The 11,370-nt window shown below is 57.4% G+C and carries 9 protein-coding genes; 2 read left to right on the forward strand and 7 right to left on the reverse strand.

Annotated features, from left to right (window positions below; genetic code table 11):
- The 4 genes from IRZ24_RS10785 to IRZ24_RS10800 form a co-directional block, all read right to left on the reverse strand.
- On the reverse strand, nt 1–1,370 hold a 1,370-nt coding region (locus IRZ24_RS10785), incomplete at its 3' end, for a M48 family metalloprotease (protein WP_297163784.1).
- Nucleotides 1,371–1,438: 68 nt separating this feature from the next.
- On the reverse strand, nt 1,439–3,133 hold the full coding sequence (locus IRZ24_RS10790) for a hypothetical protein (protein ID WP_297163786.1): 1,695 nt from the start codon (nt 3,131–3,133) through the stop codon (nt 1,439–1,441).
- Between the two features lie 372 nt (nt 3,134–3,505).
- Nucleotides 3,506–4,954 carry an FHA domain-containing protein gene (locus IRZ24_RS10795; protein WP_297163788.1) on the reverse strand — a complete coding sequence of 483 codons (1,449 nt, stop codon included), beginning with the start codon at nt 4,952–4,954 and terminating at the stop codon, nt 3,506–3,508.
- Between the two features lie 257 nt (nt 4,955–5,211).
- A complete protein-coding gene (locus tag IRZ24_RS10800) occupies nt 5,212–5,727 on the reverse strand; it encodes a hypothetical protein (RefSeq protein WP_297163790.1) in 516 nt (171 codons plus the stop codon).
- Between the two features lie 397 nt (nt 5,728–6,124).
- On the opposite strand from IRZ24_RS10800, the gene IRZ24_RS10805 reads away from it, so the two are divergent.
- Both IRZ24_RS10805 and IRZ24_RS10810 read left to right on the forward strand, forming a co-directional pair.
- Entirely contained in the window at nt 6,125–6,754 is a 630-nt protein-coding gene (locus IRZ24_RS10805) for a PadR family transcriptional regulator (protein ID WP_297163792.1), read from the forward strand.
- 444 nt (nt 6,755–7,198) lie between these two features.
- Nucleotides 7,199–8,683, forward strand: a complete 1,485-nt coding sequence (locus tag IRZ24_RS10810; protein ID WP_297163794.1) for an APC family permease — start codon at nt 7,199–7,201, stop codon at nt 8,681–8,683.
- Nucleotides 8,684–8,927: 244 nt separating this feature from the next.
- Here IRZ24_RS10810 and IRZ24_RS10815 read toward each other — a convergent pair whose 3' ends face one another.
- The 3 genes from IRZ24_RS10815 to IRZ24_RS10825 form a co-directional block, all read right to left on the reverse strand.
- Entirely contained in the window at nt 8,928–9,728 is an 801-nt protein-coding gene (locus IRZ24_RS10815; protein WP_297163795.1) for an enoyl-CoA hydratase-related protein, read from the reverse strand.
- Between the two features lie 126 nt (nt 9,729–9,854).
- On the reverse strand, nt 9,855–10,682 hold the full coding sequence (locus IRZ24_RS10820) for a hypothetical protein (protein ID WP_297163797.1): 828 nt from the start codon (nt 10,680–10,682) through the stop codon (nt 9,855–9,857).
- 486 nt (nt 10,683–11,168) lie between these two features.
- A partial coding sequence (locus IRZ24_RS10825) for a helix-turn-helix domain-containing protein (RefSeq protein ID WP_297150325.1) occupies nt 11,169–11,370 on the reverse strand: 202 nt, incomplete at its 5' end.

Consider the following 11,370-nt stretch of genomic DNA (forward strand, 5'->3'; position numbering starts at 1 on the left):
GTAGTATAAATGTATTGTATATCATAAATTGCAAATAATCTTGAAGATATTAGATGCAAACATAGTAAAATAATCAGGTCGGAGAAAATAGCCCAAACAAGCCTTTTTCTCAGGTCGTGGTAGCAATGATGAGCGACTTCGTGGGCGCAGATCACTTCGATCTCATCGACTCGAAAATGCTTGAGAAGGGTATCCGTCAGCCAGATCCGACGTCTTGATCCAAGACCAGTGGCATAGGCATTGGCAAAATTTATCTGTCCATTGGTATCATAGACGTAGATACCTTCCAGAGTGAGATTCAGGCGCTGCAGCAGGCTCGCGCAGCGTTGCCGGACTGCTCCCTCCGGAAGAGGGCGGCGCACGCCGGGTAAGAGTTCCCTAGGTCGGCTTCGCCACCCGATCACGTAGCAGCGCCAGACTACAAGCAGCAGCCAGATCGGTAACCACCACCAGGCCTGGGTCAGACTTTGTAGCCATAAGGCCAATCCGATAAAGAAGCTCAGCGCCAGCGTCAGCCTCAGCCAGCGACCAAGCTGAAAGCGGAGCCAACGCCCGGCTGTAGTAGTTGTGAGACCCAGTGTTTTTGCCTGCCGGAACATCAGAATAGTATATGGAAGCCGGTAAACAATGCTAAACATTATCCATATCAATAAAAAGGTTGTTAGAAGGAACAGTAGTATCAATAGACGCCGGTCTAGCCATGAATGGAGATCACTCAGGAAGACAGCCGACGCCACTCCCATAAACGGCCCTATGATGAACAGACAGCAGACAAAGATTTCAAGGGGGAGGAAGCACAAGAGCCAGAGCATCATTTTGCGAACGAAGGAGGCTCGCTTAGTGGTAATCACTTGTTGACGAGCCATGTCAATGAGCACCACTTCCGGCTCAGCCTCTGGCTCATTGGGGACTGTCACTCGTTGCTGCGCTATCTGACGCGCCTTCTCGATGGCTTCAGGGCCTGCGACGTAATCCGCGAGCGGGGGAAGCTGGCAGACAATCAGCCCCAGGAGCAGATGCAGCGGTTCGATACGCTCATGGCCGAGCGCGCCAGCTTCCAGAGCGGCGGCAGAGAACACTCTCCTTGCGGCAGGACTGAGGCCGCCTTCGATGCTGGTAGCTTCTTGAGTGGTCACATTATGGAAGACGAGCTGGCTCAGGCGCTGCTTCAGCGCTTCGACTTCTATTCCCAATTGGGCCAGATAGGTCCGCTCTTCCTCTTGTGCCCTGGTCAGTACCCCGGTTAGCAGGTCAGGCCCTTCTAACCAGTAGCGTCCGGCTTGCAAGGCGAGCCGACAGGCTTCTACCACGGCCTCCTTTGCTCGATACGTATAGCGCTCGTAGCTGGGAATATACTGCTCCATACTCATAGTGCTCTGACTCTCCATCTACTTGCTTTACCTCCAAGCAATGACAAGGCGCTTTTACCTCGATGCTGCTACTGCTGGACAAAGAAGAGATCGATTCTTCTGAGACGCTCCAGTAAAGGACTGAAAGCCTGGTTGAACGCCGGCTCTCCATTGATATTGGCTGCCCGGATAAGAGCATTTTTGAGAGCGAGCACATCGCCCGTGAGGCGCAGAGCACGCTTATCATCGATGTAGTTACTCATCATTTTTGCCATTTTATAGAGAATCATCGAGATTAAGATGATAATCAATAGTATTAAAGCATGTGGAAAAGCAAGCAAGACAGGAAGATCGGCTCCAAGCGGACCAGGTGCCAAGAAGCCATCTATCAGGCCGATGGTCATCAGCAAAGGAAGCCAGGCCAAGGAAAAGAGCAAAGGGCGACGTAGAGCCAGACCTCTGTTGCTGTAGGGCGCCAGTTCTAGTGCGACCAGAGCTTCGACCTCCTCGGGAGGAAAAGCCTCAAGTAGCGTCTCCGAGAGGGAGATGGTGAGGCGCCCACTCCAACCTCTGGCAAAGAGGATGGCCCCCGGCAGCCATGAAGAGGAAGCCAGAAGGTAGAGGCGCGCTTGCAGACCCCTACGCGCGAGCAGTCTGGTACAGATTTGAGCGGCCTCGGCTGGAAGCAATTCCTGGTGTGGCCAGGCGCTCCAGGGGAATGGTCCCTGTCCCCATGCGGCCCGTCCTACATTCGAGAGGGTAAACAGCAGCCACAGGACCAGCCACCACCAGAGGGGCAGCAGTGCTTTGAGCAGCGAGGCCAGCATCCCCCCCAGCAGATAGACGACTGTCCAGTAAAGAATGGTGCGCCTACAGGCGCGCCAGAAGAACTCTCGCCGTGAGCCGAGTAGACCTCGAACGATTAGGGCCTGGTAGAAAGGAGCAATGAGTTGCAGACAGGCCAGCAAAGCCAGAGGGAACCAGGCTCCTACCAGCAGCGCCAGCGAGCACAGCGGCTGCCAGCCTGGAAGGGGTTGCCCGTCGAACGGCGCGCTATGCTGCAGTCTGCTGATCCATTCACCTGGATCAAACGAGAAAGGCTCGGCCAAGCTTTTGAGATTCAGCAGGCAGATGATCAGCACCGTCAACATTACTGCGAGTAGGCTTGGCCAGGCTAGACGCCCCCCTAGACGTTGCCCTTCTAGCCTGAGTTGGACCTGACGCTCTAGATCGACCAGCACTAGCTCTGGCTCGCCTGGCTGCCCAGCTCCCTGGCCTGCCCCGGCAGGAGGGCACAGCCAGGTCCAGACCTGAACGCGAGCCAGACTGAGAGCTAGCTCAGGTTCACGTAAGACGCTCATCAATGGCTCCAGGCGGCTGGCTAAGGCCCCCAGGAAGAGATGCTCTGGTTCGATGCGCCTTTGCTGGAGGAGATCGGCCTCCGCTACTGCAGCCCTCAGGATCTGGCGCGCCAAAGGCGTGAGGCCATCCCTGACTAGCTCGATGCTCAACAGGTCCGGCTCCATTCCGCGTTGCCTTTCGAGCGCCTTCACCAGGTCCGCGCGCTTCACCTCTAGCCGCTGGAGGATGGTTTCGATTACTTCCCCAGACTGATGCAGCAGGCTCATTAACAGGTCGCTGCCATCGAGCCATGCTCGCCCCCTCCCCAGCGCCTGATAAATAGCAGAGGCTAGCGTCACCTTGGCACGATAGCTGTAGCGTTCAAAAGCTGGGATCGTGCGTTCTCCCCAGTCGTTACCCTTCCAGGCATTCGGCTGCATCATCACCTTCTTTTCCTGAATACCATATTTGTAAATGCATATCTATTATAGACAGAGTCTCACTCTTTGCAAGGGGTTTTCCTTAGATACAAGTCTCTAAAAGATAGCTCCCGTACTCAGGCGAAAGATAAGGACTGCTGAGAAGAGGGGGTGTGAGCAGGCCTTTTAGCTGAAAACGTTGAGGAGCAGAGAGCCAGTTTTAAATCGGGAGAGCTGATCCATAAGAGAAAAAGGCTCTATTTCTCAGTAGAAGGGAGCACAACGAGAGAGAAGCGGAACACTCAGATGGAGAGGCTGGAGCTAGAAGCCAGTGGCTCTCCCCGGCGCATCTGCTAGCTGGCAGATCCAGCCGGGGAGAAGCAGCCTTGAGCCTCCTTAGAGCTTTCGAAACGTGCAGCTAACCTTACCAAAGTGAAGGGAGTCACCATCGTTGAGAGGGGTGGCCTTATCCGGCTCAAGCCGCCGGCCATTGATGCGCGTTGCATTTGTACTGTTCAAATCCGTCAAGGTAAAGCTGCTACCGATATGTTCGAGCAAGGCATGGACGCGCGAGACTGTGTCCGCGTGTTCCATCGGGCCGAGATCGATATCGGGCTTTAGGCCGCCTAGATCGTGATCATAGCGTCCAATAACCAGGCGCTCGCCAGCCAGGATAATTTCACGCCCATCGCTGAAGATCAGCCGCCCCCACGGGGCATTAGGATCAGGACGCGGCCCACTGACTGGACGAGCCTTGATCGGCTGCGGTGGCCCCGGCGGTGGTGGCGATGGCGGAGCCGACGGCGGAACAGATGGAGAGACAGGCGCTCGTCCGGTAGGCAGAGTTGGCGCTACCACTGTGGCCTCAGCATTGGCGCTGGTAGCCGACCCTGCCTGCTGCTCTTGAGAGCCCGGAGCCGGGATAAAGGTCACGGTCGGCTTTGGAATCACCGGCGGTCTGGCTGGCACCTGAGTGGCATACGGCTCAACCGCAGGGCGGGGCGGCTCAGGCGCAGGAGCCTGCGGTGGCTGGACCCGTGGTGCAGGAGAGGGAGCCGGCTGAGCTGGTGTCGCTGAACGGTGTGTCTGGAACGTAGAAGCGCCACACTTTGGGCAGAAGGCCGCATTTGGCTTTAGCTCTGTCCTGCAGTTTGGGCAGAGCAGCTTGAGCGCTCTTCCACAGCCCGAGCAGAAGGTATCGCCCGGCTCGTAGGGCGTATTGCACTGGGGACAGCGCAGGCTGGTCCTGGGGGCCACCGGGGCCGGGGCCGGGCCGGCGGGCATCTGACTCTGGGCAGGTGGCACATAGGGCGGCACATACGATGGCGAACCTGGCGTTGGCGTCGGTACTGTCCCATAGGGGCCGCTAGAGAACGCTGGTGTCCCCCATTGCTGTTGGATCTGAGGGAGCAGCGCAGGTGGAACGGGACCGATCTGGGCATCAGGGCGTTGCTGGCGCACCAGGCCATCAACAATATTCAGCACTTCATTAGCCAGGCTGGCTTGACGCACCGCTCCCACACCGGCAGTAATCGCCAGCGGTAGCAGCACTGGAATGACCATCGCCCCTACGGCGCCTATTGTTCCCACTGCTGCTTTATCCAGCCAGCGCTGCTGACCAATCATCGCCAGTGTCCCCCCCGCGACACGCTGCAACGTTAGCGAGAGAGCGGCTTGCATGCCAAGAACGGCCTCGAAGTCGCCTCCTTTCTTCAGCTGTACCAGTGCCTGGTCTGAATTGCTAAATTGCTGCGTTTGATAGCCTTTAGCACGATAGACATTTTCCAGATCGCTAGCCAGACGCGGGATATCAATTTCTTGCGAGGTATAGAATCGGGCATCCATTGATCTCTCCTCTTATGCGATAGCAGAGCGCTTTCCGTCCGTCCTGCCAGCTCAGCCCCAACTGCTGTTCTTGCCCACCCATTGCTGACTGCAGGCAAAGAACGGGCGACTTTGCGCGAGCACAGGCCCCTACAGCCGAAGAGAGCAAGGGAGGGCCGCGCCGTACCCCACCGGCAGCAGTAACGGCGCGGCCTCGTTATCCTAGCAGGTGCAACTCTTAGCCAAAGAACCAGGAAGTGAGACCTGCTCCGCCGAGCCTACTGAGCAGGTGACGGCTCAGCGGATGGGGGAGGCGACTGCGGCCCCGGCGGTGGCGGAGGCGGCTGCGGCGGCTGCCAGCCGGGGAAACCAAAGCCAGGCGCAGGCGGCCAGCTCTGTACTCCCGGCTGCTGTTGCCGGATCAGGCCATCAACTAGCCAGAGGACCTCATTACTCAGTGTCGCCTGGCGCACAGCGCCGATCCCCGCTGTAAAAAGCAGTGGCCACAGCGGCGGGATGGCCATGCCAGCTACCCCTACAACCGCCTTTTCTGCCCACTGCTGCTGGCCCGTGGTGACTGAGATCCCCCCAGCCGTGCGCTGAATCACCACGGCCAGCGCCGCCTGCAAGCCAAGGAGCCGCTCAAAATCGCCTCCCTTTCTCAACTGTACCACTTTCTGATCACCACTGCCAAATTGTTGCGTCTGGTAGCCCTGCGCCCGCAGGATACTCTCCAGATCATGAGCCAGACGCTCCAGATCGATATCTTGGGTATTGTAGAAACGCGTACTCATACGTTCTCCTGTTCTGCTCTTTTGCCCATGCTTAGCGTGGCCTAACAACTGCTCAGGACGAGGCCTCCACAGGCGATTGGCCTGCCCTCACACCGGCGCCTTCCCTACCCCACTCAGAAGTCTTGCTTCGTAAAGATATACGACTTGAGGAAAGAGAGGTTAAAAGTTTTGGCCACAATCCGGCTGAGCTGGATCAGCGAGCCAGCGACGAGAAGAACAGGAGCCGACTATGGCCCTCTCTCCCCTGCCCGACTCGGCCCCCAATGCTATAATAGAGAAATGCAGCGGCCCTCTAATCGCGGCAGAGGTTACTGGCCGTTGCTAATGGCCAGAGCACAGTGCACGCTGTCTGAGCGCTCTCGCCCAATACCACCAGGTCAGTGAGAGAAGAGGCCCTATGGTTGAAGGATTATCCCACCCATCGTACGAGGAGGAAGGGGAAGAGGAGATCCCCCCCAGCTCCCTCACCTCACGCAACACGCTCCGCTACATCATCTTGGGCCTGCTCGGCACGCGCCCCATGACGGGCTATGACATTAAACAGGCCTTTGACCGGGCCATCGCCAGCTATTGGAACGCGGGCAGCAGCCAGATCTATACCACGCTTAAAAGCTTGAGACACGAAGGACTGGTCGAGGTCGAGGTTATTGAACAGAAGAGTCGTCCTAATCGCAAGCTCTACCGCCTGACAGCGCGTGGCCAGGCTGAGCTAGATCGCTGGCTCAGTGAGCCAATTCCTGAACGCTTTACCAAGGATGAGTTTCTGACGAAGCTCTTTTTCTGCGGCGAGACCTCGGATACTATCGCTCTTCAGCATCTCCTCCAGCATCGTGAGAGTCTGCTGCGACAATTGCAACATATGGAATGGGCACGCCAGCAATATGCCAACCGTCCTACACGTCGCCCTCGTCTGTTAGAGTATCAAATGCTCGTTCGCGAGTACAAAGAGGCGGTACTGCGCGCAGGTCTGGAGGTCACTGAGCGCGCTATTGCACGCCTGAAGCAACGCTTAGCAGATAACACCTAGTTTGGCCACAATCTTCAAACAGCTACCCTTACGCTAGAGTTTCCCCCAATAAGGCTATCCTCTATTCTCCCCTGGTAGCCAGCAAGCCACCTGTGTTATGCTTTGGAAGGAATCTCACTTCCTGTACATCTCGGGTCGTTCTATCAAGGTTTAAGCCAGGAAAGAGATGCCAAGAGGGAGATATATCCTGGCAACATCCTGGTCACATTCCCTCTTGCTGAGCTTGCTCAATCGCTCATTTCTTTGTGAGCGCGCCAGGCATGATGCGTCTGGAAAATGGCGCTAGGCACTGTCTGGTATGAGCAAGCCTGGCAGCGCCAGGGAAGCCAGCACCAGTCGGAGCAAGCTGCTACCGAGTCAGCCACGCGAGCTTTACCAGATCCCGCGCGCGGTCTGATCTTCTCTTATCTTGTTATCAGGTGTCCAAGGCACAAAGGAGAACCCATGAGGCCATCAACCGTCACGCCCGAGTCAGCGGGAGAAGCAGAACAAGAGCTTCCCTCAGAAAGCTATGTGCCCAAGGCCATGCCGGCCACCTTGGGAACCTTCGATCTAACCGCTGTCTGCGTTTTGGGCATGCTTTACCTGACAAATGCCATCACGGCCGTGAGCGGTGGTGCAGCGACCCTGCTTCTCTGGCTGCTTGGGGGCGTGTTGTACTTTCTGCCATCCGTGATCGTCTCTGCTCAGCTTGGCGTGCTTTTCCCTCGCGATGGCAGCCTCTATAGCTGGACGCACCACGCTCTGGGTCGCTATTGGAGTTTCCTCATTGGCTTCTGCTGGTGGCTGCCTGGTCCGCTTCTCATTGTAACCTCTGCAGCTACCATGATCAGCTATTTCCAGGGACTTAACCGTAGCTGGCTTATCGAGCCCTGGCAGCAGGGCTTAGCGATCATCGGGCTGATCATTCTGTCAGGCATCCTTGCCAGTCGTCGCCTGCGCATTGCCCAAAACCTGGTGAACGTGGGCTTCTGTGCCAGCCTGCTCAGTATTGTGCTCATCAGCGGCGCTGGAGCTTTTTGGCTGCTGCAAGGGCACCAGCCGGCTACCAGCTTTCGCACGCCCACCGACTGGATTCCGACGTTGCAGCATCTGAGCCTCTTTGGTTTGATCTGCGGCGCCTACAGCGGGGTCGCCATACCACTGAACATGGGAGGGGAAGTTTACACCCAAGAGGCTATCCCGGGCTATCTACGCTGGAGCACCCTGGTCATCCCCTTCAGCTATCTGGCGACGACGCTCTCTCTACTGCTAGTCCAGGGACCAGCAACAACTGCCAACCCCTTCGCCCTGGTCACCGTAGTAGATAGCGTTCTGGGGAAGCTGGCTGGCAATATCACTGTAGTGGCCTTGCTTTTCAGCTACTTAATGGCCGCCACAGCGTACAATTACTCGTTTGCTCGTATCCTCTTTGTAGGCAGTATCGATCAGCGCCTACCGGGTCGCTTTGGCTACCTCAACCGTGAGCGCGTGCCGGGGAGTGCTATCGCGCTTCAGACGACGATTGCCGTGCTCTTAGCCCTGCTCATCTTTATTGCTATCCCCTATATTCTCTTCTTCGCTGACGCCAGGAATCTGTCAGTCATCTTCTACAACGTTAGTGTTGCTGCAGTAGGAACAGTATGGCAGACGATCATGATCTTCATCTATATCGACCTGGCGGTGCTGCTGCAGAAACAGCGAGATGAGGTGTCCTCTCGCCTAATCATTCCACGCTGGCTGCTCTGGCTAGCCATTGGGATCGGTCCGCTTACATCACTGGTCTCGGTCATTGCTTCCTTACTGGTTTCCTGGATTCCTCAGCAGCTTGACAACGCTCACTGGCAATACAGCGTTATCGGTCTGATGAGCATCGTGCTCATCGTTGCGCTCATTGGTAGCCTCTATGCGAGTAGTGAGGCTAGCTGGCAACGTATGCGCATGAGCTGATCTTCTCCTGCCAGTGCGTCAGTCCGCTAGGCCATATGGCGAGTGCCAGGCCGGACAAGAGAGCCTTTCCACATAGCCGGCTGGCAAGATCCCAGAGCGCGGCTTCAGCTTCGCATCAGAGAATCGCTGTTGTAGAAGCGGGGCGCTGAAGCCGCGCGACCTCTTTTCTCTCTGCACTGCTGCGGTATGAGCAGAGCCTCATGCAGGCCACGTTAATAAGGGAGTAGATGGAGCAGTCTTTCTCTCAGGCTGGGGAGTGCTCTGGACGCTCGCCAGGACGCAGAAAGCGCGGAGGCCGCTTCTCCAGAAAGGCACGCATGCCCTCCTGCGCGTCGGGAAGCTGTGAGCTGGCCGCCATCACTTCCAGCGCATAGCTGTAGGCTTGGGATTGTGGCAGATCAATCTGCGCATAGAAGGCCTGCTTACCCAGGCCCTTAGAGATAAAGCTGCCGCGCGTTGCCGCTTCTAACAAACGCTGCGCTTCCTCTACCAGGCGCTCGGGCGGAACCACGCGATTGACGAGGCCCCACTCATAGGCCGTCTGGGCATCGATCGGTTCACCGGTTAGCAGCATCTCTAGCGCGCGTTTGCGTCCAATGTTGCGACTGAGCGCCACCATAGGCGTCGTACAGAACCAGCCTCCTTTGCCTCCCGGAGTGGCGAACTTCGCCTCCGTCGAGGCCACAGCCAGATCGCAGGTTGCCACGAGCTGGCAGCCCGCGGCAGTGGCGATGGCATGCACACGCGCCAGCACCGGCTGAGGAATAGCCTGAATCGTATTCATCAGGGTCGTACAGATCTGCAAGAGGCGGCGCATCGCTACCAGATCCTGGCCCACCATGTCGGCAAAGTCATGGCCAGCACTGAAAGCCGGACCATTGGCTGCCAGGGTCACCCCTAGTACAGGACTTTCTCCCACCTCGCTAAAGGCCGCCGTCAGCTCCTCCATCATCTTGAGCGAGAGCGCATTGCGTCGCTGAGGATGATTCAGCGTGATGGTTGCATAGTCACCCTCATAGCGTACCTCAACCAGCTCATACTGCATAGCACAGGCTCCTTTCGTCTCACTGGCTTCCGTCGACAGAAACAACAATTGTCAACGACAATGCCGTCATCGTCACAGCAGCATAGGCCGCGCTCGCGCCTGACGCATAGGATGCCAGCACGCCTCTCACGCTGGCAATTGGCTCGCCGGGGCCTGGATATAGCCTTCGGCGGAGCGCATAACGGCGGCATAAGCAGCGGAGAAGATCACACGCTCAAACCAGGCTCCAGGCTCCATAGAGGCGATCGAAGCGATAGGGGCGATGGCCGAGCGGATGCGCGCGACTTCGGAGGCGGGAAGCGGGATCAAGTTGGGATAGCTGTCCATGAAGCTCACCCAGCGGCGGTCGGCTACCACCTGAATAATATCGCTGCTTAGCACAGCCCCGCGCCCTTCGGCTCCGTCAGGCCAATAGAGGACGGCCCCACCTGGGAAGTGGCCTCCCAGACACAGCAGTGTCATCCCACCGCATAGCTCTCGCGTCTCCCCTGGCCAGAAGGCCAGACGCTTAGAGGGAGACATTACCCGCCGTCGATCAGCCGCGTGAAGGTAGACAGGGACCGAGAAGCGCTCGGCCCACTCCACCATGCCGCTATAGTAGTGTGGATGCGAGCTCGCAATAGCCCGGAGAGCGCCAAGGGCTGCGACTCGTTCGACAGTCTCCCCATCGAGACAGGAGAGGCAGTCCCAGAGAAGATTACCTTCGGTAGTTTGTACGAGCAGAGCACGTTGACCGATCGCACAAGTCGCGTCGCTGCCGATGCCAATCAAATGGGACTCGTGTCCCTTAAAGACGGGACGCAGGCCGCTGGCCCGGAGCTTGGCGAGCGGTGTCCAGCGCCGGCCCTCGTAGCCCACATACTGCCGCTGATCACGGCAGATCGGACAGGCAAGGGGTGGCTCCTGGCTGGGAGCGAATTGGGTACTCCAGGTCACGCAGATCCACAGCTCCATTGCTCTCGTGACTCCTGATGCCAGCAGAGATGACACCAAAGTGAAGGCCGAGCGAGCAGGTCGCTCGCTGACTATCCAGCGACGGCAGGCACAGGTCAAGCGTGACTGGGGGACTACATCTCTCGCTCCCGGTCACCTGACTAGCACCATGATACCACCCGTAGGGACAAACCTCCACTCACAGACGGCCCTGGCGCTGAGAGCTGCTAGCGAGGGGTTTTACAGTGGGATTGTGCTTTAGTGAAACGCAATATGATTTCACTATAAAAATTAGCCAGGGTGATAACCAGTGATTCGCAGCCTGCGTAACCAGGTGCAGATCACTGGCCTCACCCTGATGGTACGCTCACCACGCGGTGAGCGAGAAGCTCTTATCAAGAGTTCACAGACGCCGCATTGGCACCGGCTCCACCTCAAGCCTTGGATGGAGAGAGCGAGAGAACAGAGCCAGAGGTGTACAACGGCGGCGGGGAGGCTGAGCTTGCGCTAGACGTTGGTCGAGTTCATGACCTTATTGAGCGTAGTTCGCTTAATGCGATAGCAATGGCGACGACCCTTGTGGGGAAGCAACACGGCATCAAGGACACCATGTTTTACCCAACGGCGCACGGTAGTCGCATCAACGCGCAAGACTCTGGCAACCTCGCTAATGGTCAGTAGTTCCTCCATGATCTGTCCTTTCTTTGTA

It is taken from the genome of Thermogemmatispora sp., assembly GCF_019683755.1.
GTDB lineage: Bacteria > Chloroflexota > Ktedonobacteria > Ktedonobacterales > Ktedonobacteraceae > Thermogemmatispora.

What these genes read in the sequence shown, in the direction of transcription:
- IRZ24_RS10800 (WP_297163790.1), bottom strand. Translation starts at nt 5,727, where the DNA reads ATGAGTACGCGTTTCTACAATACCCAAGATATCGATCTGGAGCGTCTG.
- IRZ24_RS10790 (WP_297163786.1), bottom strand. Translation starts at nt 3,133, where the DNA reads ATGATGCAGCCGAATGCCTGGAAGGGTAACGACTGGGGAGAACGCACG.
- IRZ24_RS10805 (WP_297163792.1), top strand. Translation starts at nt 6,125, where the DNA reads ATGGTTGAAGGATTATCCCACCCATCGTACGAGGAGGAAGGGGAAGAG.
- IRZ24_RS10795 (WP_297163788.1), bottom strand. Translation starts at nt 4,954, where the DNA reads ATGGATGCCCGATTCTATACCTCGCAAGAAATTGATATCCCGCGTCTG.
- IRZ24_RS10820 (WP_297163797.1), bottom strand. Translation starts at nt 10,682, where the DNA reads ATGGAGCTGTGGATCTGCGTGACCTGGAGTACCCAATTCGCTCCCAGC.
- IRZ24_RS10815 (WP_297163795.1), bottom strand. Translation starts at nt 9,728, where the DNA reads ATGCAGTATGAGCTGGTTGAGGTACGCTATGAGGGTGACTATGCAACC.
- IRZ24_RS10810 (WP_297163794.1), top strand. Translation starts at nt 7,199, where the DNA reads ATGAGGCCATCAACCGTCACGCCCGAGTCAGCGGGAGAAGCAGAACAA.